General features: G+C 35.1%; 30 protein-coding genes. 25 read left to right on the forward strand and 5 right to left on the reverse strand.

Annotated elements, in window-relative coordinates; genetic code table 11:
• Positions 1 to 27: 27 nt before the first annotated feature.
• Together C7J88_RS02765 and C7J88_RS02770 are read right to left on the reverse strand one after the other, a co-directional pair.
• Complete coding sequence (locus tag C7J88_RS02765; protein ID WP_095116982.1) at positions 28 to 423, reverse strand: ribonuclease HI family protein; 396 nt, start codon at positions 421 to 423, stop codon at positions 28 to 30.
• Between the two features lie 108 nt (positions 424 to 531).
• On the reverse strand, positions 532 to 1,233 hold the full coding sequence (locus C7J88_RS02770) for a queuosine precursor transporter (RefSeq protein ID WP_095116984.1): 702 nt from the start codon (positions 1,231 to 1,233) through the stop codon (positions 532 to 534).
• A 272-nt stretch (positions 1,234 to 1,505) separates the two neighbouring features.
• Here C7J88_RS02770 and C7J88_RS02775 point away from each other — a divergent pair, with 272 nt between their 5' ends.
• From C7J88_RS02775 to brnQ3, 23 genes are all read left to right on the forward strand, one after another.
• Entirely contained in the window at positions 1,506 to 1,691 is a 186-nt protein-coding gene (locus tag C7J88_RS02775) for a zinc-finger domain-containing protein (RefSeq protein ID WP_157728693.1), read from the forward strand.
• Between the two features lie 30 nt (positions 1,692 to 1,721).
• Complete coding sequence (locus C7J88_RS02780) at positions 1,722 to 2,840, forward strand: virulence factor (protein ID WP_095116988.1); 1,119 nt, start codon at positions 1,722 to 1,724, stop codon at positions 2,838 to 2,840.
• Between the two features lie 57 nt (positions 2,841 to 2,897).
• Positions 2,898 to 3,332 (forward strand): bacilliredoxin BrxA, encoded by a 435-nt coding sequence (gene brxA / locus C7J88_RS02785; RefSeq protein WP_095116990.1) that lies wholly within the window; start codon positions 2,898 to 2,900, stop codon positions 3,330 to 3,332.
• 176 nt (positions 3,333 to 3,508) lie between these two features.
• Complete coding sequence (locus C7J88_RS02790) at positions 3,509 to 4,462, forward strand: thymidylate synthase (protein WP_095116992.1); 954 nt, start codon at positions 3,509 to 3,511, stop codon at positions 4,460 to 4,462.
• A gap of 18 nt (positions 4,463 to 4,480) precedes the next feature.
• Positions 4,481 to 4,957, forward strand: a complete 477-nt coding sequence (locus C7J88_RS02795; protein ID WP_095116994.1) for a dihydrofolate reductase — start codon at positions 4,481 to 4,483, stop codon at positions 4,955 to 4,957.
• Between the two features lie 17 nt (positions 4,958 to 4,974).
• A complete protein-coding gene (locus C7J88_RS02800) occupies positions 4,975 to 5,823 on the forward strand; it encodes a DegV family protein (RefSeq protein WP_371866996.1) in 849 nt (282 codons plus the stop codon).
• Between the two features lie 18 nt (positions 5,824 to 5,841).
• On the forward strand, positions 5,842 to 6,369 hold the full coding sequence (gene msrA, locus C7J88_RS02805; protein WP_095116998.1) for a peptide-methionine (S)-S-oxide reductase MsrA: 528 nt from the start codon (positions 5,842 to 5,844) through the stop codon (positions 6,367 to 6,369).
• Positions 6,362 to 6,790, forward strand: a complete 429-nt coding sequence (gene msrB, locus C7J88_RS02810; protein WP_095117000.1) for a peptide-methionine (R)-S-oxide reductase MsrB — start codon at positions 6,362 to 6,364, stop codon at positions 6,788 to 6,790. The genes msrA and msrB overlap by 8 nt, the downstream gene beginning before the upstream one ends.
• A 15-nt stretch (positions 6,791 to 6,805) precedes the next feature.
• A complete protein-coding gene (locus tag C7J88_RS02815) occupies positions 6,806 to 7,309 on the forward strand; it encodes a PTS sugar transporter subunit IIA (RefSeq protein ID WP_095117002.1) in 504 nt (167 codons plus the stop codon).
• The gene (locus C7J88_RS02820; RefSeq protein ID WP_095117004.1) at positions 7,309 to 7,530 is read left to right on the forward strand and encodes a YozE family protein; all 222 of its coding nucleotides are present in this window, start codon (positions 7,309 to 7,311) and stop codon (positions 7,528 to 7,530) included. Before C7J88_RS02815 ends, C7J88_RS02820 begins: the two co-directional genes overlap by 1 nt.
• 209 nt (positions 7,531 to 7,739) lie before the next feature.
• Positions 7,740 to 9,161, forward strand: coding sequence for a S41 family peptidase (locus C7J88_RS02825; RefSeq protein ID WP_095117006.1), 1,422 nt, complete (start codon positions 7,740 to 7,742; stop codon positions 9,159 to 9,161).
• A gap of 7 nt (positions 9,162 to 9,168) precedes the next feature.
• Positions 9,169 to 9,675 carry a GNAT family N-acetyltransferase gene (locus C7J88_RS02830; RefSeq protein WP_095117008.1) on the forward strand — a complete coding sequence of 169 codons (507 nt, stop codon included), beginning with the start codon at positions 9,169 to 9,171 and terminating at the stop codon, positions 9,673 to 9,675.
• 10 nt (positions 9,676 to 9,685) lie between these two features.
• Positions 9,686 to 10,756 carry an undecaprenyldiphospho-muramoylpentapeptide beta-N-acetylglucosaminyltransferase gene (locus C7J88_RS02835; protein WP_095117010.1) on the forward strand — a complete coding sequence of 357 codons (1,071 nt, stop codon included), beginning with the start codon at positions 9,686 to 9,688 and terminating at the stop codon, positions 10,754 to 10,756.
• A gap of 10 nt (positions 10,757 to 10,766) precedes the next feature.
• On the forward strand, positions 10,767 to 11,384 hold the full coding sequence (locus tag C7J88_RS02840) for a phosphatase PAP2 family protein (RefSeq protein WP_095117012.1): 618 nt from the start codon (positions 10,767 to 10,769) through the stop codon (positions 11,382 to 11,384).
• 274 nt (positions 11,385 to 11,658) lie between these two features.
• A complete protein-coding gene (locus C7J88_RS02845) occupies positions 11,659 to 12,336 on the forward strand; it encodes a response regulator transcription factor (protein WP_095117014.1) in 678 nt (225 codons plus the stop codon).
• Positions 12,333 to 13,706, forward strand: coding sequence for a HAMP domain-containing sensor histidine kinase (locus tag C7J88_RS02850; protein WP_095117016.1), 1,374 nt, complete (start codon positions 12,333 to 12,335; stop codon positions 13,704 to 13,706). Before C7J88_RS02845 ends, C7J88_RS02850 begins: the two co-directional genes overlap by 4 nt.
• A gap of 87 nt (positions 13,707 to 13,793) precedes the next feature.
• Positions 13,794 to 16,583 carry a 2-oxoglutarate dehydrogenase E1 component gene (locus C7J88_RS02855; RefSeq protein WP_095117018.1) on the forward strand — a complete coding sequence of 930 codons (2,790 nt, stop codon included), beginning with the start codon at positions 13,794 to 13,796 and terminating at the stop codon, positions 16,581 to 16,583.
• A gap of 13 nt (positions 16,584 to 16,596) precedes the next feature.
• Entirely contained in the window at positions 16,597 to 17,832 is a 1,236-nt protein-coding gene (gene sucB, locus C7J88_RS02860) for a dihydrolipoyllysine-residue succinyltransferase (RefSeq protein WP_095117020.1), read from the forward strand.
• Between the two features lie 130 nt (positions 17,833 to 17,962).
• Positions 17,963 to 18,205 (forward strand): hypothetical protein, encoded by a 243-nt coding sequence (locus C7J88_RS02865; RefSeq protein WP_229709431.1) that lies wholly within the window; start codon positions 17,963 to 17,965, stop codon positions 18,203 to 18,205.
• Positions 18,206 to 18,365: 160 nt separating this feature from the next.
• Positions 18,366 to 18,569, forward strand: a complete 204-nt coding sequence (locus C7J88_RS02870; RefSeq protein WP_095117022.1) for a DUF6501 family protein — start codon at positions 18,366 to 18,368, stop codon at positions 18,567 to 18,569.
• A gap of 119 nt (positions 18,570 to 18,688) precedes the next feature.
• Positions 18,689 to 19,486 carry an ATP-binding protein gene (locus C7J88_RS02875; RefSeq protein WP_095117024.1) on the forward strand — a complete coding sequence of 266 codons (798 nt, stop codon included), beginning with the start codon at positions 18,689 to 18,691 and terminating at the stop codon, positions 19,484 to 19,486.
• 12 nt (positions 19,487 to 19,498) lie between these two features.
• Positions 19,499 to 21,388, forward strand: coding sequence for a vWA domain-containing protein (locus C7J88_RS02880; RefSeq protein ID WP_095117026.1), 1,890 nt, complete (start codon positions 19,499 to 19,501; stop codon positions 21,386 to 21,388).
• A gap of 278 nt (positions 21,389 to 21,666) precedes the next feature.
• Positions 21,667 to 23,013 carry a branched-chain amino acid-like transporter carrier protein BrnQ3 gene (gene brnQ3 / locus C7J88_RS02885; RefSeq protein WP_095117028.1) on the forward strand — a complete coding sequence of 449 codons (1,347 nt, stop codon included), beginning with the start codon at positions 21,667 to 21,669 and terminating at the stop codon, positions 23,011 to 23,013.
• Between the two features lie 99 nt (positions 23,014 to 23,112).
• Here the strand turns inward: brnQ3 and C7J88_RS02890 are convergent, their stop codons facing one another.
• The 3 genes from C7J88_RS02890 to C7J88_RS02900 are packed head-to-tail and all read right to left on the reverse strand — an operon-like array spanning position 23,113 to position 25,212.
• Positions 23,113 to 24,294 (reverse strand): toxic anion resistance protein, encoded by a 1,182-nt coding sequence (locus C7J88_RS02890; RefSeq protein WP_095117030.1) that lies wholly within the window; start codon positions 24,292 to 24,294, stop codon positions 23,113 to 23,115.
• Positions 24,278 to 24,925: a 5-bromo-4-chloroindolyl phosphate hydrolysis family protein gene (locus C7J88_RS02895; protein WP_095117032.1), complete on the reverse strand. Its 648-nt coding sequence runs from the start codon at positions 24,923 to 24,925 to the stop codon at positions 24,278 to 24,280. The genes C7J88_RS02890 and C7J88_RS02895 overlap by 17 nt, the downstream gene beginning before the upstream one ends.
• 14 nt (positions 24,926 to 24,939) lie before the next feature.
• Positions 24,940 to 25,212, reverse strand: a complete 273-nt coding sequence (locus tag C7J88_RS02900; RefSeq protein WP_095117034.1) for an acylphosphatase — start codon at positions 25,210 to 25,212, stop codon at positions 24,940 to 24,942.
• A gap of 306 nt (positions 25,213 to 25,518) precedes the next feature.
• Here C7J88_RS02900 and msaA point away from each other — a divergent pair, with 306 nt between their 5' ends.
• Complete coding sequence (msaA, locus tag C7J88_RS02905) at positions 25,519 to 25,827, forward strand: regulatory protein MsaA (protein WP_095117037.1); 309 nt, start codon at positions 25,519 to 25,521, stop codon at positions 25,825 to 25,827.
• Between the two features lie 166 nt (positions 25,828 to 25,993).
• Positions 25,994 to 26,194 (forward strand): cold shock protein CspA, encoded by a 201-nt coding sequence (gene cspA, locus C7J88_RS02910; protein WP_015900294.1) that lies wholly within the window; start codon positions 25,994 to 25,996, stop codon positions 26,192 to 26,194.
• Positions 26,195 to 26,287: the final 93 nt, after the last annotated feature.

Genomic DNA, 26,287 nt, shown 5'->3' on the forward strand with positions numbered 1-26,287 from the left:
TTAAATAACCTGTTGCTGTCTCTTTTTTTATTGCTTCGTCGCTTGATAAAGTGTTTGTTGTGCAAGATGGTTCGCTTCCTTATTTTGTGCACGTGGTATCCATTTTACAAAACATAAATCAAATATTTGTGATTGCTGATTGAACTGGTCAAGATATGGTTTAAACTTTTTATTTTTTACAAAGTTACGATTTACGACATCTTCAATTAATTGAGAGTCTGTATAGATCAAGGCATTTGAAACTTGTAACTGTGCTGCTTGTTTAACAGCATAAATTAACGCTTCCCATTCTGCACTGTGATTGTCCATTTCACCAAGTATTTGTGAAAAAATATGTCGTTCATTTTCTTCCACTATAACAATGCCACATGCACTTACACCTGGATTCCCTTTTGTCGCTGCATCAAAATAAATTTTTGCCATTCATTGACACTCCTTATCTAAAAAAAGGGGACATGCAATCATTAGGTTTTAGGGCGCTGTCTAGACCCGTTTGCTAATAAATGCTATGTCACCCTTAACTGTCATTAATTAAATATCATCATCATTGATTTTACCATGACGATACATTGATTTCGCCCAATATCCAAACGGCACATTGAATAATGTTGATACGAGTTTTAATAGATAGGTCGTAATAAAGATTTCAAAAATAACATCATTAGGGAGTGGTCCTCCGTAGAAAGCTATCATTACGAATAACGCTGTATCAATAATTGAGCTTAGTGTCGTACTACCATAAGCACGAATAATAAATGTGCGATCAGATTTGAAAACTTTTTTTATCGCATTGAAGATAAATACGTCGATATGTTGTCCGATAATATAAGCTACGATTGATCCTAATGCAATACGTGGAATGACACCAAAAATAGTTTGTAATGCATCTTGAGAAATATCCGCTTCACTTGGTGCAAATGCTAATGAAACTTGCATCACAACAATCATCACAAGCGTGGACGTAAAACCAAGCCATACAGCTTTTTTCGCTACTTTTCTTCCATAAATATCATTTAAAATATCCGTAGCCAAATAGATGGACGCAAACATGACGTTACCTAAAGTGGCTGATATGGTGAAAATATCTACTGTCTTGATCACTTGAATATTCGCAATGATTGTACCGATTGCAACCCATGCATATAATCCTTGCTTTCCAAAAAAACGAAACATCGATACCATCAATACAAAGGTCAATATAAAGGCACCGAGACCTACTAATTCATTATACATATGAAATTCCTCCTAAATTTTGATCATGCGGGTGTTTAGAAACCGCTCAATAACAACTTATCCATCATAGAACAGTCACGTATAAAATTCAATACAAAAATAGAAAAATACAATTGTGAATGTAATGATTTAAAAATAGAATAAAGCATTTTTAATTACGGACAAATCATGACAAAATTTCCTCGATGATCCTGAGTTAAACAGTTCAACGCCAAGTTGATTCATGTTACGATAATCTTTGCTTAACACAATATATTCACGAGGTGAGAGATATGCTGACAGAAGAGAAAAGAAAAGCAATTGACATGATTGATACATTAATGGCTGACTATTGTACACAATGTTTAATCAAATCACATCTAAGAAAAGAAGAAAGCAAAACATCTGCACATCATTTTTGTATTCAACAATGTTCTATTGGTCAACGTATCCAAACCTTAGGAAAATACTTGCAATAATTCTCTGTAACATAAGGAGTGTCATATACTATGGAAATTATTAAGATCGAACCGACACCGAGTCCAAATACGATGAAGATCGTTATTTCAGAAAAACGCCAAGATAATCAGTCAACAACCTACACTGAAGTGCATGAAACACATCCAGCATTTATCAATCAGGTCTTATCAATCGAAGGTGTTAAGTCTATATTTTATGTATTGGACTTTTTAGCTGTCGACAAAATGCCGAAAGCGGACTGGGAAGAAGTATTACCGCATATTACTGCCGCTTTAAATGGGGAACAAGACGTGCAACAAGAGACACACACATCTCAAGAACACTTTGGAGAAGTGAAAGCAGAAGTATTAAAGTTTAAGGACATTCCTTACCAAATAAAATTAACGACTGAAAGCGAAGAACAACGTCGTCAATTAAACGATCGCTTTATCGAAGCAATGACTGCAGCACAGCTTCCAGGTGACAACGTAGTATTTTTAAGAAAATGGCATGATTTAGGTATCCGCTATGGTGAATTAGAACAAATCATGGATGAGGTAGAAGAAGAAATGAATGCCTTATATCCTACTAATGAGTTACAACAATTAGTTGAACGTGCACAATCAACAACATCACAAGAGATGCCAGTTAAAGAATATCAGCATGTCACTTTAGAAACCTATCAACAAGCAGAAGACTGGAAGGCACGTTTACGTATGCTTTCCACTTTTCCAACACCTACTGAAGCCGACTATCCATTGTTAACACATGCTCTAAAAGAAGAAAAAGTGCAACTTCGTCGTGAAGCGATTGTGCTGCTGAGCATGATTGAAACGAAAGAGACATTGCCATACCTTTATGAAGGTTTGCATGATAAAAGTCCCGCAGTTCGACGTGCAGCCGGAGACGCTTTAAGTGACTTGGGCTTTGCTGAAGCACTTCCTGAAATGGAACACGCATTAGATGACGCACATAAAATCGTTCGTTGGCGTGCAGCGATGTTTTTATTCGATGAAGGTGGGGAAGCACAACTCCCTGCTTTGAAAGCACATCAAGAAGATCCAGCCTATGAAGTGCGTATGCAAATTGAAATGGCTATTACACGTATTGAACAAGGAGAAGCTGCCCTTGGTTCAGTTTGGAAACAAATTGCAAATCGAAAACGATAAATGGTGTTATAATATTTAAGAAAACAAAAATAGATGTTGAAAAGGAGCGAATGAATCATGAATGCTTATGATGCATATATGAAAGAGCTCGCAGCACAAATGCGTGGCGAATTAACACAGAATGGTTTTACAAGTTTAGAAACTTCTGAATCTGTTACAAACCATATGAACGAGAGACAAGACGATGAAACGACATTTGTCGTTATTAACTCAACTTGTGGTTGTGCAGCTGGACTTGCACGCCCTGCTGCGGTCGCTGTTGCAGAACAGAATGATAAAAAACCTGACTACAAAGTAACTGTATTTGCAGGTCAGGACAAAGAAGCAACTGCAACAATGCGTGACTACATTCAACAAGTGCCATCAAGTCCATCATTTGCACTCTTTAAAGGTAAAGAACTTGTCCACTTCACTCCGCGTGAACATATCGAAGGCAGAGATATCAATGACCTTGCGATGGATATTAAAGAAGCTTTTGATTCACATTGTTAATCTTGTTGAAATGGGGGTGAGACTTAGTCATCATCCCTCTTTTTATACATAGAAATATATATTATATGAAGTGATCAACCATTTAATACGCTTTCTAGCTGACTGCTATTTGTTTTTTATTTTTAAATTTCTATAAAATCGTCTATTATAGAGATTAAAGGAAAGAGGTGAACGTCATGAATCCATTTGACCAAGCATACCATGAGCTATGCACCGAAGTTTTAGAAATAGGTAATCATCGTGATGATCGAACAGCAACAGGTACTATCTCAAAATTCGGTCATCAATTACGCTTTGACCTATCAAAAGGATTTCCACTATTAACAACAAAAAAAGTATCATTTAAACTTATCGCAACTGAACTCATATGGTTTATTCGTGGCGATACGAACCTAAGATATCTTTTACAATATAACAACAACATATGGAACGAATGGGCTTTTGAAAAATACATACAAAGCTCAGATTACACTGGTCCAGATATGACTGATTTCGGTCATCGTAGCCTTGTAGATCCAGATTTTAAAGTTCAATATGATGAAGAGATGAAAAACTTTAAAAATGCCATTTTAACTGATGACGAATTCATGCAAAAACATGGAGATTTAGGCAATGTATATGGTAAACAATGGCGTGATTGGGTTGGTGCAGACGGACAACACTTTGATCAATTAAAAACAGTCATAGATCAAATTAAACAATCACCAAACTCCAGACGACACATCATCAGTGCTTGGAATCCGGCAGAGATTGAATCAATGGCACTACCACCTTGTCATACGCTCTTTCAATTTTATGTAGAAGATAACAAATTAAGTTGTCAATTATATCAACGTAGTGCTGATATTTTTCTTGGTGTACCATTCAACATCGCAAGTTATAGCCTACTAACGCATTTAATTGCGAGAGAATGTGGTTTAGAAGTAGGAGAATTTGTTCATACATTTGGGGATGCACACATTTACAGCAATCATATCGACGCTGTGCAAACACAACTTGAACGTACAAGTTTTGCACCACCTGAACTTATCATTCATACAGACAAATCTATTTTCGATATTGAATATGAAGATTTAGAGATTGTGAACTATTCATCTCATCCACCTATCAAAGCACCTATTGCGGTGTAATTTTGAGGAGTGATTCATTTGACATTATCCATACTCGTTGCTCATGATGAAAATCGTGGAATTGGTTTTAACAATCAGCTACCATGGCATTTACCAAATGATCTGAAGCATGTTAAAGAAATAACAACTGGTCATACACTTGTAATGGGGCGTGAAACATACGAATCGATTGGACGACCTTTACCCAATAGAAAAAATGTCGTGTTAACACGTAATCCAGAATTTCAAGCAGAAGGTATTGAAGTGATTCATCATCTAGATGATATTTCAAAATTAGAAGGCAAAGTTTTTATTTTTGGTGGCCAAACACTATTCGAATCATTAATAGATAAGGTTGATGACATGTATATCACAGTCATTCATGATACATTCCAAGCAGATACATTTTTTCCACCTTACACATTTAAAGAATGGCAGGTCGATTCATCTCTAGAAGGGACAGTGGATGACAAAAACCACTATGCACATACATTTTTACATCTTATTAGAAAATAAATTGGAGGCTTTATATTATGCAGCGTATTATTGTGACAGATTCAACATCTGATCTAGATCCATCGTACTTGAAAAAACATGGTATTCATGTCATCCCGTTAAGCGTTACAATCAACGGAAAGTCATATGAAGACCAGACTGATATTTCATCAGAAGACTATATCAACTATTTAGGAGACGATAGTTACGACTTAAAAACAAGTCAACCACCATTAGGAATGTTTGTTGAAAAATATGAGGAGCTTGCGAAAGACGATGTCGAAATCATTAGTATCCATTTAACTTCGGGCCTAAGCGGTACCGTTCAAACAGCACGTCAAGCGAGTGAAATGGTTGACGGCAAAATTACAGTTATTGATTCTAAATTTATTGCATGGGGATTAGGTTATCAAATTCAATATCTTGTTAAGTGGATTGAACAAGGGGTCCCAACAGAAGAAATTCTAAAAAAACTAGAAAAACTTCAGAAAAACATCAAACTTTATGTTGTTATCGGACAACTTGACCAGTTAATCAAGGGTGGACGTATCAGCAAAACAAAAGGTTTCTTAGGGAATCTTATGAAAATCAAACCAATTGGTGAATTGGTAGACGGCAAGTTGGAAATGATTCATAACGTTCGTACACAATCCGCATGTGTCAAGCAACTTGTAAATGACTTAAAACCATTTGCTGATGGTGCAAAATTGGAGAGCGTCGGTATTTCACATGCTGATGCTGAAGATTTTATGAGCAAAGTGAAAGACAAACTCGATGAAACATTCGAAGTGGGTAGTTTCCAACTGAGCCATACGTCTCCCGTTATTTCTACACATACTGGTAAAGGCGCAATCGGCTTAATCGTATTAAAAGAAGACACTTACTAAACGAAATGAGGGATGATCATGTCACAAGCAACACTTGCAGGTGGATGTTTTTGGTGTTCAGTGAAACCATTCACATCTTATGATGGTATAGAAGGAATTGTATCAGGATATAGTGGTGGACATGTTGAAAATCCAACTTACGAACAAGTATGTTCCAATACGACAGGTCATGTAGAAGCTGTACAAATCACTTATGATCCTGAAATTATTTCATACGAAGACATTTTAGATATTTATTTCAAAACTTTCGACCCAACCGATGACACAGGACAATTCTTCGATAGAGGTGACAGTTATCGACCTGTTATTTTCTATCATGATACCGATCAACAACAAATAGCACTTGAAAAAATCAGGAATTTAGATGTACAAGGAATTTTTGATAAACCGATTGTAACACCCGTTGAGCCTTATAAAAATTTCTACCCAGCTGAAACACATCACCAAGATTATTATCTTAAAAATCCACAACACTATGCACAATATCAAAATGGATCTGGTCGAAAAGCATTTATAGAAAAACATTGGGGGAATGTACATGATTAAAAAAGATAAATCAGATTTAACAGACATCGAATATCTCGTTACACAGCAAGACGGTACGGAACCACCATTCGACAATGAATATTGGAACCACTTTGACAAAGGGATTTATGTGGATAAATTATCAGGCAAGCCTTTGTTTACTTCCGATGATAAATTCGAATCAGATTGTGGTTGGCCAAGTTTTTCTAAAGCTATTGATGATGAAGAAATTATCGAACTCGTTGATAAGTCATTTGGTATGTTACGTACTGAAGTTCGTTCAGAAGGAAGTAATAGTCATTTAGGTCATGTATTTAATGATGGTCCTAAAGAACGTGGTGGCTTGCGCTACTGCATCAACTCTGCAGCTGTTCAGTTCATTCCATATGAAAAACTGGAAGCACTCGGCTATGGAGATTATATTAAATTGTTCGACAAATAAAGAGGAGTGAACGTCATGTTTAAAAAGTTATTTGGAAAAGGAAATGAAGCAAGCAAAGATATTAAAATTTATGCACCAATTACAGGTGAGTATGTTAAAGTTGAGGATATTCCAGACCCCGTTTTCGCACAAAAGATGATGGGTGACGGTTTTGGTATTAAACCAACTGAAGGAAAAGTCGTATCACCGATTGAAGGTGTTGTAGATAACGTATTCCCAACAAAACATGCCATTGGTTTAAAAGCTGACAATGGTTTAGAAGTACTTGTTCATATCGGTTTGGATACAGTTCAACTGAATGGCGAAGGCTTTGAAACGCTCGTAGAAAGTGGAGACCGTGTGAATGTAGGTGATGCACTCGTATCATTTGATTTAGATTACATTAATGAAAATGCGAAGTCTATTATCTCACCAATTATCATCACAAACTTCGCAGATCACGTTGAATCACATCAATTCCAAGAAGTGACTGCATTAGAAAAAGGGCAAACGCTCGTTCTAGATGTGACTGTGAAATAATGAAAGATGCTTCTTTTTACCAATTTGCTTTGACAGTGAGAGGCCGTCGTGATGACAAAGGACAATTGGCTGAGATGATATTTCAAGATCTTGATTTTCCAAAATATGAATCGGATTTTGATCAAATATCTCGTTATATCGAAACAGAAGGGACTTATACATTACCACTTTCTGTATTTGATAGTTTATTTGAAGATTATCAGGAATGGCTTCAATTTTAATCATCATAGACACTACCACATCGCAAATAGCATTCATCAAAGGTTGAGATATGATACATGTCCCAACCTTTTTTGAGTCAACATCATTTAAAATACAACCTTGTTGGATAGTTAAATCATCATATTCTATTTATAGAATTACAGTCACAAGTGGCTCCTTTATCCATTTCTCACTTTTAGCTTATTCATTAAATACAAGGAGCTGAATTATGAAACCAAAGAAAACTAAAACACCTAAATATATACCACTTAAGTATTTCTTGTTAAGTATTCTTGTCACGATTATTTTAACAACTGCTATCATACTGACAAGTTTATGGTATTGGAAACATTCAACAACTGATCCAAGCATTCAAAAAAATGCTGAGAAGCTGGGAGAAGTTTATGAATTAATCGCCACAGATTATTATAAAAATACAGACAAATCATTACTACTTGAAGATGCTATTAAAGGGATGACGAAGAGTTTGAAAGACCCTTATACTGAATACATGACAACAGAAGAAACAAAATCTTTCAATGAAGATGTTTCTGGTGACTTTGTTGGTATTGGGGCAGAAATGGAACAAAAAGATGGAAAAATCTATATTGCAAGTCCTATCAAAGAATCACCAGCCGAAAAGGCAGGTATTCAGCCGAGAGATGAACTCATCGCAGTGAATGGCCGCGATATAAAAGGGAAACCGTTGACAGAAATCGTAAAACAAGTACGTGGTAAAGAAGGCACTACTGTCAAACTATTAATTAAACGCAGCGGTGAAAAGAAGGAATTTTCAATTGAAAGGGAGACAATTCATGTTGAAAGTGTTAAACATGAAAAACACGGTCAAACACATGTTTTTAAAATCAACAAATTCCAAGAAGGTACAGCAAATGAATTAAAAACAGCAATTGAAAAAGCACAAAAAGAAGGAGCAAAAAATATACTGATTGATTTACGAAACAACCCTGGTGGCTTATTGGATGAAGCTGTCGATATGGCTAATATTTTTATCGATGAAGGAAAAACGGCTGTTCAACTTGAAAAAGGAAAGCAGAAACGTGAAATTACAACAGCTCACGAACCACTTAAAGGGGTTCATGACCTTAACATTGGCATTCTAATCAATGAAGGGTCTGCAAGTGCTTCGGAAGTATTCACAGGTGCACTCAAAGACTATGGCATTGCGAAAGTGTATGGTGAAAAATCTTTCGGTAAAGGGATTGTTCAAACAACACATGAATTTAGCGATGGATCATTGTTAAAATATACAGAGATGAAATGGCTCACACCGAAAGGACACTATATTCACGAAAAAGGAATTAAACCCGATGTTGAAGTGGAAGGTGCTGTATACGAGAATATGACAGTCATTCCATCTGATAAATCTTTCAAGGTTGGCGATCAATCAAAATATATTAAATCAATCAAAACAGGACTCGATGCACTCGGTTACGATATAGGTCAAGTTGATGAGTATTTCGACTCAACTTTAGAAACAGCGATTCAATCTTTCCAAACAGATCAAAAAATTGAGTCAAATGGGTTGTTTAATCGTAAAACAAATGAAAAAATGACAGAACAACTTGTGAAAAAATCATCAGAAGAAGATGTGATGCTGTCACGTACACTCAAAAAACTAAGGGAGTGATGATGAGATGAGACTTGCAACAATGTCTGACTTACAAGCAATTGATACATTAGTAGAAGAAGCCAAAATGTTAATGCAACAGGACAATAATCCACAATGGGATGCACGCTATCCAGTATTACAAGATTTTGAGAAGGATATTCAAGAACGAACACTCTTTGTTCTTGATGAACAACAAATCATCAAAGGGTTCATTGTCATTAATGATGAAGCACCTGATTGGTATGATCAACTGGAGTGGCCTATTGATCGTGGAAATGCATTTGTCATACACAGACTTGTTGCATCTTCTCAATACCCTGGCACTGCAAAACAATTGATGCACTTTGCAACTTCATATGCTGAGCAACATCAAAAGACAGTATTGCTGACAGATACATTCTCAGAAAACCAACGTGCACAAAGTTTATTTAAGAAACATCACTTTATCAAATCAGGGGAAATGACGAGTAACCTTTTCCCTTTTGATAAAGGTAAACCATTTTATGCATATTATAAAAAATTAACAAGATGAGAGGGAGAATATGGTTAAAATTGCATTTACAGGTGGCGGCACAGTCGGTCACGTTTCCGTAAACTTAAGTTTAATTCCAGCCGCAAAAAAGAAAGGATATGAAACGATCTATATCGGTTCAAAAGAAGGTATTGAACGTGAAATGATTACATCTCAATTACCAGACACACCTTACTATCCAATTTCTAGTGGAAAGTTACGTCGGTATCTCTCAAAGGAAAACTTAAAAGATGTATTTAAAGTATTAAAAGGCATTTTTGATGCCAGAAAGATTTTAAAACGGGAGAAACCAAACTTAATCTTTTCGAAAGGCGGGTTTGTCTCAGTACCTGTTGTACTTGCAGCAAAATCATTGAACATTCCAGTCATCGTACATGAATCCGATTTAACACCTGGCTTAGCAAACAAAATTGCAATGAAATTTGCTAAAAAAATATATACAACGTTTGAAGATACTTTAAAACATGTTCCTGCCGATAAAGGTGTCTTTGTAGGTGCAACAATTCGTGAAGACTTGAAAAACGGGAACAAAGATCGTGGATATGCACTTACAGGCTTTCAACCATCGAAAAAAACACTTCTTGTGATGGGTGGGAGTCTAGGTAGTAAAAAAATCAACGATAACTTAAGACAAGAACTCGATACATTGTTAAATACGTATCAAATTATTCATTTAACAGGGAAAGGGTTGAAAGATGAGTCATCTCAAAAACCAGGTTATGTTCAATATGAGTTTGTAACAGATGCGTTAACGGATTTATTAGCAATCACAGATACTGTCATTTCACGTGCAGGATCTAACGCCATTTATGAATTTTTGACATTACGCCTTCCAATGTTACTCATTCCGTTAGGTTTAGATCAATCTCGTGGTGATCAAATTGATAACGCCAACTACTTTGCACAACAAGGTTATGCGATGACAATTGACGAAGCAACACTTACAAATGGAACAATCAGTTCATCATTAAAGGCGCTCGAACAATCACGAGATGACTACATTAAAAATATGCAAGGCTTTACAGAAAGTTATACAAAAGAAGCGTTGCTTGATAAAATTATTCATGACGGTATTGATTAAGGAGTAACCTATGACACAGTCCAAAAAAATTCTATGCATGTTTGTTTATAGTAGTTTGTTTTTGTTGATTGCATACTTACACAATGCTTCAATTGGTAAATGGATTGACACCCACGTCTATGATTTTATCTTTACTTCCCATAGCAATGTGATGACGGTGATTTTTCTTACTGTAACGTATATTGGAGAAGTTATCGGTATGGTTGTATTAACAATCATTATTGTCGCTCTGCTTACAAAGTATCAATATCATTCGGAAGCACTTTTTCTAGCACTAACAATGATTTTAGCGGGGTTGAGTAACCCGATATTAAAACATATTTTTAATAGAGAACGCCCCGATACGATGCGATTAATTGATATATCTGGTTTAAGTTTTCCAAGCGGTCATGCGATGGGTTCAACGGCTTTTTTCGGCAGTATTTGTTTTATCGCTTTACGCATCTTAAAAGGAAAATCTAAATCTTTTGTCATTGCTTTATCAATCATTATGATTTTATTAATTTGTGCATCGCGTATTTATTTAGGTGTTCATTATCCAACAGATATTTTAGCAGGAATATTAGGAGGTTTATTCTTCCTTACATTGACACAAATCATTTTAAGAAAACCACTCAACCTTTCTTAAGCAAATAAAAGCCATTGCATTTTGTATGCAACGGCTTTTATTTATAATTTAATTTAATATCAACGAAATTTTTATACGGGCATATAAAAGGGGATATTATTTGAAAATGACTCAATCCATTAAAACGAATAGTGTGGGGGGGGAATCGTTGTGATTGATAATCATTTTCAATTACATTATAACTCATTGAGAATAATTGTCAATTAGAAAGTTCGAATTTTTTTATCTTTCTCAATTTCCTATTATGTCCTATGATTATAGATGAGGTGACAACATGAAAAATGTATTAATTATAGAAGATGAGCAAAACTTAGCACGCTTTATCGAGCTTGAGCTAAAACATGAAAATTATGATGTAGCGATTAAGAATGATGGGGTATCTGGTTTAAACATAGCACTTCAGCAAGATTTTGATATTATACTACTTGATCTGATGCTGCCAGGTATTGACGGTTTAGAAGTATGTAAACGTCTCCGTACACAAAAGGATACACCGATTATTATGATTACAGCAAAAGGAGAAATATATGACAAAGTACAAGGGCTTGATCATGGAGCAGATGATTATATCGTAAAACCTTTTGAAATTGAAGAACTGTTAGCAAGGATGCGTGCATTAGTAAGACGAGCATCAGATGATCAACAAACGAGTAAAGACACCGTAGAAGTGAGTGGCATTGTTATCGATAAAAACGCTTTTCACGTGTCATACGGTGAACAAACGATTGAATTAACAAAGACAGAATTCGATTTATTACTCGTTCTCGCCGAAAATAAAAATCATGTTCTGCATCGCGAACAAATTTTGAACCATGTTTGGGGATATGATTCCGAAGTAGAGACAAATGTTGTCGATGTCTATATTCGATATTTACGCAATAAATTAAAAGTTATACAAAAAGAAAAAATTATCGAGACCGTTCGCGGCGTTGGGTATGTGATTCGTCAATGAAGCAACCTACACTTAAAACGAAATGGACACTTGTAACAACCATCATTACTTTTTTGATTATCTTTATATTTTGCTTATTAATCATTTATGCAGTCAGTAGTTTATTAAAACAGCATGAACTTGAAGAGGCGGAACATAGTGCAGATGAACTCTATCAACTTCTTACAACGAAGCCTTTTGAGAAAATCACACCGCTAGAGTTTAGTTCTGTCACAAGCAATCATCAAAAAGTGATTTTATATGATCAAGATGGTACACATTTAATGGAAAATACAAATGCAACGGATGTAACTTTTGCACCAGAATTTGAAAAAACATCGGATCGAAATATACGCATCTTAAAAAACAGTCATGGTTCTTTTATTGTTATCTCCAATCCCGTTGATACAAACTATTTTCAAGGATACGCAACTGTCGTTCACCCGCTTGATGTTTTTGATGATTTATTAAACTTTATTACTTATCTTGCACTTATTTTTGGTTTAATTGCTTTATTTGTTACAGCTTCTATCAGTTATGCTTTCTCAACGCAAATTACAAAACCTATTAATATCATCACTGATAAAATGACACAAATTAGAAGAAATGGGTTCCAAGAAAAATTAGAAGTTCCGACAAATTATGAAGAAACTGATGCGCTCATCGATAACTTTAACAATATGATGGTGAAACTAGAAGAAGCTTTTAACCAACAGCGACAATTTGTTGAAGATGCGTCACATGAGTTAAGAACACCTTTGCAAATTATTCAGGGACATCTTAATCTCATTCAACGATGGGGCAAAAAGGATCCTGCTGTTCTTGAAGAGTCTCTGACTATTTCTCTTGAAGAAATGAACCGTATTGCCAAGTTAGTTGAAGAATTACTATTATTAACAAAAGATGATCCGAAAACGATTGAAAATCAAATCGAACAAGTCGATGTCAATTTGGAAATAAAAAATCGCATCCATTCATTAAAACAAATTCATCCAGAATATGATTTCACGTTTGAAAGCAATCAAGATTTTATATACTTATATATGAACGCCTTTCACTTGGAACAAATTCTACTCATTTTCCTCGATAATGCGATTAAATACGATCAAGAAAATCGTGATATTCGCATTAAAACAAAGTTGATTAATAATCGTGTACTCATCGAAATCAAAGACCATGGGATGGGCATTCCTAAAGAAGATCAGGAACATATCTTTAATCGTTTTTATCGAGTAGACAAATCACGATCACGTCAACAAGGAGGAAATGGATTAGGATTATCAATCGCAATGAAAATGGTAAAACTCTACGATGGACATATTACTGTAAACAGTGAAGAAGGGAAATACACGATATTTACCATTAGTTTTAATTCTATGAAACATCATTAAAATATCACGATTTTGCCTTTAAATGTTCACAATTTAATGCTATTATTTACTTGTAAGCGTTTTTATTCTTTCTGTGGAGGGTGGATTATGAAAAACGATAAACAGGTGAGTGAAGCGCCTGTAAATTTTGGGGCTAATTTAGGGTTAATGTTAGAACTTTATGACCAATTTTTAGATGATCCTAATTCTGTATCTGAAGATTTGCAAGTGCTTTTCAGCACAATTAAAAATGACAACACATCTTATTCAAACACATCAATGCAATCAAGCTCGGGAGACAACACGATTAAACGTGTGATGCGCTTGATTGACAATATTCGACAATACGGGCATTTACTCGCTGATATCTATCCAGTAAATAGACCACAACGTACGAATATTCCTAAACTTAACATTGAAGATTTCAATTTAGATCAAGCAACTCTTGAGAAGATACCAGCAGAGATTGTCTCAGATCACTTTAAGGACATATATCCGAACGCATTTGAGGCAATCAAACGTATGGAACAGCGATATAAGGGGTCTATCGCGTTTGAATATACACATATTAATAACAACAAGGAGCGTGTATGGTTGAAGCGCAGAATTGAAACACCATACAAAGCAACCTTGAACGAAGATGAAAAAATTGAACTTTTTAAATTACTTGCACATGTAGAAGGATTTGAAAAGTATCTTCACAAAAACTTTGTTGGTGCAAAGCGTTTCTCAATTGAGGGTGTCGACGCTCTCGTACCAATGATTTCACAAATTATTAAACGCGCAGCTGAAAATGAAATTAAAAATATCCAAATTGGTATGGCACATCGTGGTCGTTTAAATGTATTAACACATATTTTGAAGAAACCATATGAAATGATGCTATCAGAATTCATGCATACAGATCCTATGACCTTCTTACCTGAAGATGGAAGCTTAACGCTCACGTCTGGATGGACGAGCGATGTTAAGTATCACTTAGGTGGGGTTAAAACGATTCAAACACACGGTATTGAGCAACGTATCACTTTAGCGAACAATCCAAGTCATCTTGAGATTGTTGCACCAGTAGTGATTGGACGTACACGAGCGGCACAAGATTTCGTGGCACAGTCTGGACAAGTAGAATCTGATTTCAACCGTGCTGTTCCAATTATCGTTCATGGTGATGCTGCTTATCCAGGTCAAGGGGTTAACTTTGAAACGATGAACCTAGGCAATTTAGATGGTTACAGTACAGGTGGTACGATTCATTTGATCACTAATAACCGTATTGGGTTTACAACAGAACCTACGGATGGCCGTTCTACTACTTATGCTACGGATGTTGCAAAAGGTTATGACGTACCAATTATGCATGTTAATGCAGATGACGTTGAAGCAACGATTGAAGCAATTGACATTGCTATGGAATTTAGAAAGGAATTCAACAAAGATGTCGTGATTGACATCGTTGGATATCGTCGTTTTGGACATAACGAAATGGACGAACCAATGTTAACGAATCCACTTCCTTATAAAAACATCAAAAAACATCAAACAGTTGAAATTATTTATGGTAACAAACTCGTAGAAGACGGCGTTTTAAAAGAAGATGACGTTCAAACAGTAATGGATGATGTGCAAAAAGTAATGCGTCAAGCACATGACCAAATTGATAAAACTAACAAAATTGACAATGCAGAAATGGAACTACCAGAAAATATTTCAAAACCATTGGCAAGCAACGAATCTGAACTTTCTTATGATCGTTTAAAAGAAATCAATGATGCGATGTTGACTTATCCTGAAGACTTTAAAATTTTCAATAAATTACAACGTATATTAGACCAGCGCCGTAAACCATTTGAGAGCGATGAAGGTCTTGTTGACTGGGCACATGCAGAACAGCTTGCATTTGCAACTGTGATGCAGGAAGGCACACCAGTTCGTATGACGGGTCAAGATTGTGAACGTGGTACATTTAGTCATCGTCATGCAGTATTACATGATCAAGAAAGCGATTCAGTACACATTCCATTACAACATGTGCCAGACCAAAAAGGGACATTCTACATTCGTAACTCCCCATTATCTGAATCAGCAGTCGTTGGCTTTGAATATGGTTATAACGTAGAAAATCCAGATTCATTTAACATTTGGGAAGCACAATTTGGTGACTTTGCCAATATGGCACAAATGTACTTTGATAACTTTATCTTTTCTAGCAATGCCAAATGGGGTGAACGTACAGGTTTAACATTTATGTTACCGCATTCATTTGAAGGGCAAGGACCTGAGCATTCATCTGCACGACTCGAACGTTTCTTACAACTTGCAGCTGAAAACAACATGACGATTTGTAATTTATCAAGTGCAAGTAACTATTTCCATTTATTACGTGCGCAAGCCGCAAGCTTAGGTACTGACGCAATGCGACCGCTCGTATTGATGTCACCAAAAGGCTTATTACGTAATAAGACAGTCGCTCAACCTATCTCTGAATTTACATCAGGGGGTTTCGAGCCAATCTTAGTAGGTACACATGATCCAGAAAAAGTAACAAAAGTCATCCTTGCATCAGGTAAAATGCTCATAGACTTAAAAGAATCATTGAGCAAAGAGCCAAATGAAGCAATTGCACTTGTTGCTGTGGAAAGATTATATCCATTCCCTGAAGAGGAAATTGTGGCGTTCTTAGAGACATTACCAAACCTTAAAGTTATTGCATGGGTACAAGAAGAGCCACAAAACCAAGGTGCATGGCATTTCGTATATCCACAACTCAACCGCATTGCTGGTGACAAATACGAACTTGAATATCAAGGTCGCCCACACCGTGCAGCACCTTCAGAAGGCGACGGAGAAATTCATAAAATTGTACAAAATAAAATCATTGAAAATAGCTTAAATATCTAGGGGGCATATCAAAATGGCAGAGGTAAAAGTTCCAGAATTAGCAGAATCAATTACAGAAGGTACCATTGCAGAATGGTTGAAAGAAGTCGGCGATACAGTCGAAAAAGGGGAAGCAATCTTAGAACTTGAAACAGATAAAGTAAACGTTGAAGTCGTTTCTGAAGAAGAAGGTACAATTCAAGAACTACTTGCTGAAGCAGGTGATACAGTTGAGGTGGGGCAAGCAATTGCAATCGTTGGTGAAGGCGGTGCAAAACCTGCTGAAAAGAAAGACGAAGCAAAACCTGCTGCTAAAGAAGAAAAAGCATCTGAACCAGAGCCATCTAAAGAGAAAGAAGACGAAACATCTTCAGCATCAAATGATCGCGTGAATGCAACACCATCTGCTCGTCGTGCTGCTCGTGAAAAAGGAATTGATTTAGCAGAATTAAATGCAAAATCAGGTGATATCATACGCAAAGAAGATGTTGAGCGTGGTGCAAAACCTGCTGAACAAAAAGCTGAGAAAAAGGCTGAAAAACCAGCAGCACCACAAAACCCTTCAAAACCAGTCATTCGTGAAAAAATGAATCGTAGAAAACAAACAGCTGCTCGTAAATTACTAGAAGTAAGTAACAACACAGCAATGTTAACAACATTCAATGAAGTTGACATGACAAATGTGATGGAACTTAGAAAACGTAAAAAAGAAAAGTTCATGGAAGATCACAATGGCACAAAACTTGGCTTTATGTCATTCTTTACAAAAGCAGCAGTTGCAGCACTGAAGAAATATCCAGAAGTAAATGCTGAAATTGATGGCGAATATATGGTAACGAAACAGTTCTACGATATCGGCGTTGCTGTTTCAACACCTGGTGGTTTATTAGTACCGAATGTTCGCGACTGTGATAAGAAAAACTTTGCTGAAATTGAAGAAGAAATTGCAAACTTAGCTGCCAAAGCACGCGATAATAAATTATCACTTGATGATATGATTAATGGTTCATTTACAATTACAAATGGTGGTATCTTCGGTTCAATGATGTCAACACCAATTATTAATGGTAATCAAGCTGCAATTTTAGGTATGCACTCTATCATTACACGACCAATTGCAATTGATAAAGATACAATTGAAAACAGACCAATGATGTACTTAGCATTAAGCTACGACCACCGTATCATTGACGGTAAAGAAGCTGTTGGATTCTTAAAAACGATTAAAGAATTAATCGAAAACCCAGAAGATTTATTACTTGAATCATAATAGATATAAAAGATGCCATAAGTGTCACTCGTATAAAGTGGCACTTATGGCTTTTTTAGATGCTTCATCTTTTGCGAACAAGTCATATATGTTACGCTATTATTAATTAACCATAGGAGACATCTAAACTATGCAAATCAATAAAAAACTACTCATTCCAATTCTATCTATCGGTGTCTTAATTATCATCATTAACTTTATTTTTATCATTACAAGCTTATTTGGTTTAACAAACTATTGGCCAGTCTTTCAAACTATTGGCTTAGGACTTGTTATTTTATATGGGTTCGACATTTTACAAAATCGCAAACAACGATCACTTTATTTTTATGCCGGAATTGTATTTATTTTGTTTGGCATCTTTTTCCAATAGTTATAAGCAATTTCAACTACAAAAACATGAAAGTTAGCTATAATATAAAGTGAAGTCAATGTATGAATGATTTATAAAAACTTTAAATTCACATAGGTTATAGACAAAGTAAATGATTTATTTCATAATATATTAGGATTGAATATAAGAAGGTGATAAAATGTTACATGAAACTTGGAAAGAAACAACACCCATTAAGCAAGTGAAAGTCGTACATACTAATGCGAAAAAATTCACAGTAAGTGATATGTTGACAATCGGTAAAACTTACGATGTTGTCAACGAAACAGAAGAATATTATCAAATCATTGATAACTCTGGCCATGTTGGTGGCTACTATAAAACATATTTTGAAGAAGTATAAATCATATATTATACAATGAAAAAGCGATGGACTTATGTACTATCTGCTTTTTTCTTATGTTTATTAGATTTTAATCATATTAACTACACTATATTTTTAATTGTTGAAAGGTGAGAATCATGACTCAAGTAAATACTGGCTATATTAATGCAGATAAGACCGTTTTCGGTGATGCCGAAAAACTATTCAGCTTGAATAAAAACATCTTACTTAAAGGGCCTACTGGTTCAGGAAAAACACGTTTAGCTGAAACATTAAGTGAAACAACAAATATTCCCATGCATCAAATCAACTGTTCTGTCGATTTAGATGCAGAAAGTTTACTCGGTTTTAAAACAATTAAAACTTCAGAAAATGGTCACCAAGAAATTGTTTTTATTGATGGTCCAGTCATCAAAGCAATGCGTGAAGGACATATTTTATATATTGATGAAATTAACATGGCAAAACCTGAAACATTGCCTATTTTAAATGGTGTGCTTGACTATCGCCGCCAATTGACAAATCCATTTACAGGCGAAGTTATCAAAGCTGCACCTGGCTTCAAAGTTATTGCAGCAATCAACGAAGGTTACGTTGGGACATTACCAATGAACGAAGCATTAAAAAACCGTTTTGTTGTCATCAATGTCGAATACATCGATGGTGATACATTGCATCAAGTCATTAAAGCACAAAGTTTATTACAAGATGATGCGTTAATCGATCAAATTATTAAGTTTAATGAAGATTTACGTACGATGACCCAACAAGGTCAACTTTCAGAAGAAGCTGCGAGTATTCGTGCTCTCATCGATATGAGTGACCTTGCAACTGTCATGCCAATTGAACGTGCAATTCAACGTACAATTATTGATAAGTTAGAAGATGAGCGTGAACAACAAGCTGTGCAGAATGCCGTAGAACTGAACTTTTAGAGGGTGATACAAATGAGCGATCGCTTTATTCTATTTAACGATGAACAACTTGATGCGATGAAGGTCATGATGCTACAAGACCTTTCTCGATTACTATTAAAAAATAAAGATACACAAGTAAAAATACACAAATTCCCGTATTATGATGCCATTAATAATGAAGTCATTTGCAGTTCGTTTTGGTCACATCGTCCAGAATATATCGAACATACAGGATTAAAAACAGATATTTTATTAGCAACATATAGTTACTTTAATATGACGCCAAAAATTGTCAATGAAGTGATTTTGAATGAAGAAAGTTTTAATCATCCAAAACTTTATCGTCAGCTATTCAAATTGATAGAAGAAATGCGTATTCTCAACCTCATTGTTAGCGAGCGTCCCCGTACAGAAAAATTGATAAATGTACGTCGTCAAATGCGTTTACAATACTGTGAAACACAAATTAACTTCTATCAAACAAAAACGATGTATACAGATTTGTTCTTTTTGAATTTGGAACGATCACTTTTGAGTGAGAACTTTTTTGAAGTACCTGATATTCATCCTGAAATTAATCCTATTTTGGAAAGAATGTATCAATACTTACCTGATTTCTTTAATATCCGCACGAGTGAAGAAGCTATGTACTTAACTCAGCGTATTATGTTCCAAGTAGACGACTGGTTGAAAGATGACATGTTGAATGAATACTATCATATACCACGTCATGTGTATAAAGCACTTGAAGGATTGACGCTAGATGATATTAAGAGAATGGATGCAGCTCAGACTGACGGTCAAACAGATGAAAAAGAAGACGTTGAAACAGAAGAAATTGACTCTAAGTCTACAGATTCTGATACTGCTGGTGGCGCATACTTAGAAACTGAGTTGCATGAAGGGGAAAGCAGTGAAGCCTTAAGTGACAATGATACTGCACGTGAAGGCGACAGTTCAGACGATATGACAGAGATGTTATCCAAGAAGGGGAAAGGCTCTCAAGATACTCTTGAAAATGAAGAAGGAGGCACTCAAGGTGCTTCAAATAACTTGTTAGGATTAACAGGGATCAATGCCAATGTTCGAATTGAATGGAACGTTCCGACAATTCTACCCGAGTATATTGAAGCATATCGTCAAGTGCAAACAGACGTTCAATATGAGACGAAAGACTTGATACAAATTATTAAAAAAACGATTGATCGTGAATTTCAAGATGTCCGCACAAATCTTACAAAAGGCCGTTTACAACGAAACCTTGTAAATTGGTTTGTCGACGATCAATATAAACTGTTTTATAAGAAAGCGGATCAAAGTCAAACATTTGATGCGACTTTCACTTTATTGATTGATGCATCAGCAAGTATGCACGATAAAATGGATGAGACAATTAAGGGAGTTGTTTTATTCCATGAAACATTGAAAGCTCTAAATGTTCGCCATGAAATCCTTGCATTTACAGAAGATGCTTTTGATTCAGATGAAGATGATCAACCAAATATCATTGATGAAATCATCAATTACCATCAGTCTATTTATCACGCAGATGCACCAAGAATAATGTCATTAACACCACAAGATGATAATAGGGATGGTGTTGCAATTCGTGTTGCCAGTGAACGACTGCTTACCCGTTCAGAAAAGCAAAAATTTCTTATCGTATTTTCTGACGGTGAACCGTCTGCATTCAATTATGCACAAGATGGTATCTTAGACACTTATGAAGCAGTAGAAATGTCACGTAAACTAGGTATTGAGATTTTCAACGTCTTTTTAAGTCAAGAGTCAATCACTGAAGCAATCGAACAAACAGTACACAATATTTATGGACCGTTCGCAATATTTGTTGAAGGTGTCCAACATTTGCCTAGTCAATTATCACCACTTCTTAAAAAATTGTTACTTAAGTCTTTTTAATAAAAATGGGCTATTTATTAGACAAAAAACAACATCTTAAATTTTAGTGTTTTGTATTAACTACCATTTTATTATTAAAATGCTTTCATATTAAAACAAGAAAAAGGGGTAAAAACAATGATTATGTGATATTTTTAACATAATTAAGTTTTTATCCCTTTAAAACTTTAGAGTATTTCAAAATGCTTTTAAAATTTTCAGAAATCTTATAGACGAATGAAATTTATTGTGATAAAATGAGTCATAAATTTAAAAAGGAAGGTTTAGGAGTAAGTAAAATGAACAAAAATACACTAGTTATTGGTTTTATGTTATTTGCAATATTTTTCGGGGCAGGTAACTTGATTTTTCCACCTAGCTTAGGTTTAGCAAGTGGTCAATATTTTTGGCCGTCGATTATTGCCTTTGTCGTCACTGGTATTGGTTTACCTTTACTAGGTGTTGTTGTCGGTGCACTTGACAAAGAAGGGTACATCGGAGCAATTAATAAAATTCATCCTGCATTCTCAGTAGTGTTCTTAGTTGTTATTTACTTAACAATTGGACCATTATTTGCTATTCCACGTACAGCTTCAACATCTTTTGAGATGACAGTGACACCAATCATTAACTCAAGTAGCGCTATTTGGTTATTTGTTTTCTCAGTGATTTACTTCTTAGTTGTACTATACTTATGTTTCAACCCTGGTAAGATTGTAGACCGTATCGGTGCAATTTTAACACCATTATTACTAATCACAATCCTTGCGATGATCGTAAAAGGTTTCATCGACTTTGGTGGTAATCCAAATGCGATGGCTGATCCAGAAGTATACAAATCAAATATCTCTGGTTTCTCAAAAGGATTTACTGAAGGTTACTTAACAATGGATGCGATTGCAGCTATCGCTTTCTCTATGATTGTTGTAAATGCAGTAAAAGCAACTGGTATTAAAACAGCTGATCAAATCTTCAAACAAACTGCAATGGCAGGCCTTATTGCAACAGCAGCACTTGCTTTTATCTACATTTCATTAGGCTTTATCGGTAACCACATGGTTATTAGTGAAGAAACGATGAAACATTTGACTGAGAACAATCAAAACATTGGTGCTTATCAGTTAATTACAATTGCAGCGACTGGTTATGGTGCTTTTGGTAAATATTTACTTGGTATTATCGTAGCACTTGCTTGTTTGACAACAGCTTGTGGTTTAGTTGTATCAGTAAGTGAATACTTCCACAGTATCTTACCGAAATTATCATACAAAACATACGTTGTAATTTTCACTTTAATCAGTTTTGTATTATCTAACTTAGGATTGAACTCAGTGATTCAATTATCAATCCCAGTACTATTAATTATTTATCCAGTTGCCATCACAACTGTTTTCTTAATTCTAATCGCACGCTTCGTTCCAACGCGTCGAATTACACAACAAATTACAGTGGCAGTGGTTTCATTAGTATCAATTTTAAGTGTGCTCAACTCAAAAGGTTGGCTGAAATTATCATTTATCGATCAATTACCACTTCATGACTATTCATTAGAATGGTTCCCAATTGCAGTCATTACATTATTGATTAGTTATGTCATTGGTGCTTTCGTGAAATCATCAAATATCATTGTCTATGAAAAAGAATAAACTTGAAAGGTCTCGTCAAAAGTGGCGAGACCTTTTTTATGCGTATAACAGAACAGAGCACACAACCATAAACGGTTGTGCGCTCTGTTCTGTCATATATTATTGAAAGTCATTTCTTTGATCTTTTGCTGTCAATAAACGTGATCGTAAATCTTGTTCTAGTTGTTTTAAATCTTGCTCAGCTTGTTGGCGTTTCTGACGGCCATCTGCTTGAATCTGTAATGTTTCTTCAATCGTTTGAATAATATTATCTTGAGTCGTTTTCAACGTATCGATATCTACAATACCACGTTCGTTCTCTTCCGCAGTGACACGTGCATTTTGACGTAACATTTCAGAGTTACGAATTAACATTTCATTTGTTGTATCAGTCACTTGTTTTTGCGCTGTTACAGCTTTATTTTGACGATTTAAAGTAAGTGCAATCGCCATTTGATTTTTCCATAATGGAATACTCGTTAAAATTGAACTTTGAATCTTTTCTGCAAGTGCTTGGTTAATATTTTGAATCATACGAATCTGTGGAGCAGATTGTAATGTAATTTGACGTGATAACTGAAGGTCATAAATACGCTTCTCTAACCGATCAATGAACTGTTCCATGTCTGCAACTTCTTGTACGGCCATCTGATTGTCAGAAGTTCTTGCTTTCTCACGCAATTGTGGCAATACATTTTGTGTCAGATCTTCTCTTTTACGCTCAGCTGCTGCAATATATAAGTTCAATACATCATAATAATCTTTATTTTGTTGATATAAGCCATCTAGTAAGCGAACATCTTTTACTAATTCTGACTTATTCTTGTCTAATTCAACAGAGATTCGATCCACTTGTGCACTCACTGACTGCATACGTGAGAACACTTGTTGCATTGATGCTTTAGATCTTTTGAAAACTTTCTTCAAAAAACCCTCTTCTTTTTGTGATAAATCTTCAGGATCAATCTCTCTCAACTTTTTCATCAAGCTTTCAAGTGTATCACCAATCGGCCCAATATCTTTTGATTGAATATTATCTAACATCTGGTGCGAAAAACTTGATAAATGCGACTGTGCATTCGAGCCAAACTTCATTAAACTATCATTATTCAACGGTTCAATTTCTTTTACCAACTGGTTAATCTTCTGTTGATCTTGTTCTGAAAATTGAGACACTGTTGCTTCATTTTGTCCTTCTGTGGCAAGTGTCACTTCCTGTGCATGGGTATCTTGTTCAAACGAGTTGAAATATTGATCTAACGGATGACTCGTTGTTGTTTGTGTTTTATTGTTTTGTGTCATTAGCATGCTCCTTGTTTTTTTCATTTAAGTATAATTTAGATAATCTCATTTCAGTATCTAATTGATTGTAACGTGGTTCATTGACACGTTTGAGATCAGCAATTAATGTACGTTTAATCTCTTCTAATGTAATGCGTGTTTGATACAATGCCTGTTGATCTGCTGCAGATTTCATCGGCATTTTAGATAAGTGCGTGTAATTTTCTATTAAATTAAGTGCATGATCGATATGCGAATAATAAAAACTTTCAATTTGATAAAATTGATTTGGTTTTTGACGTACAATTTGATTAATTGTTCTTGCCAAACGATATATATCGTTTACTAATTTAAAATCTTGAATAGATCGCACGTTGATAAATGACTTGAAGATGCGTTTCACTTTACCTTGTGCAACATTCATTTGGTGATGAATATACCGATAATCTTTTCGTGACAACCCAAGCTCATTTAAATAATTTTTAGATGACAATCGCTGTGTAGGGACATAACCTAGCACAAATCCAGCGCCACCAATCAACAGATCAAAAATCCATTGAATATCTAATCCAATCGTACTCGCAATGAATGATACTGTTGCAACTGGAATGCCTACAACAACACCTAATATACGCGATAAATTATATCTCATTATGACAACTTCCTTTATCCCAATACTTTAAATTTCTCTTCATGTGGTACAATATTCATTGCTTCAATATGATGATGTGTCACCGATGAAGCAGGGGACGCGCCATTAACCACTGCCTGTACAAAAGCTTTGAGATTTTCACTTTCACCCTGTGCAATAACTTCAACGTAATCATTTACATTTTGTACAGTTCCTGTCACATGATATTTTAATGCAAGGCGTTCTGTAAAATAACGAAATCCAACACCTTGTACACGGCCATGAACACTGATTAAATAACGTTTCATTTTGTATCACCTCTTTCTTTAATTATACGTATTTTTTCGGGAAAAGACTAACAATTAAGAATCATATTTCATTTGGAGTAAACAATCTTTCATTGTACAATAATAAATTCGATGCATAGGGAGAAATGTTAAAAATTGTTACTCACTCATGTCATAATCTATATACAAAGTTGAATAACTTGATTTTTATGTTTAAAAGTCTTAAGTTGTTGTGGTAGGGATCATCATAATCTCTGAATATAATCACATGATTTTCTCTTAATCATATAACCCGAATTCGTCAGTACAAATGGGAGGGACATCTTTATGTGGGAACTCACAAAAATACGTGCAGACTATGAAGGCTGGTGGCTTTTTGATGACTGGCCAGAACATATTATTGAACGACAATGTTTTTATACGTACGAAGCTTTTTTAGAAGCATACACATCAACAATTAAACAAGCAAAACAAAATTATTGTAATCATATTGTTGGCAAACATAATATATATGCATTCTACAATAATTGTGATATGAACTATTGTGAAGATTGTGGAGAAGATCTCCAAATATTTTATAGTTTTATTGTATTAAAAGATAAAGAAATTTATTTAAATCTTCCATTAATAAACTGATTAAAATTTTTAATTTCTGTATTGCAAATACGATTACCTTACTTTATAATAGTATGTAAGCAATTGCATTATTCCATATTGCAAAGAATATTGATGTTAAATGGAGTATTTTTTGTAATATGCGAATAGCGCATATTGAATTTTAGTCTTGGAGGTTTCACATATTATGAAACAAGGTACAGTTAAATGGTTTAACGCTGAAAAAGGTTTTGGTTTTATCGAAGTTGAAGGAGAAAACGACGTATTCGTACACTTCTCAGCTATTAACCAAGAAGGTTACAAATCATTAGAAGAAGGTCAAGCAGTTGAATTTGAAGTAGTTGAAGGCGACCGCGGCCCACAAGCTGCAAACGTTGTTAAACTATAATAAATAGATGCAATGTTGACTTAACAAAAAGACGCGTACATTCAATGTACGCGTCTTTTTGCTGTCTTGGTGTCTAAACTAAGTGTAAATAAA

It is taken from the genome of Staphylococcus muscae (genome assembly GCF_003019275.1).
Taxonomy (GTDB): domain Bacteria; phylum Bacillota; class Bacilli; order Staphylococcales; family Staphylococcaceae; genus Staphylococcus; species Staphylococcus muscae.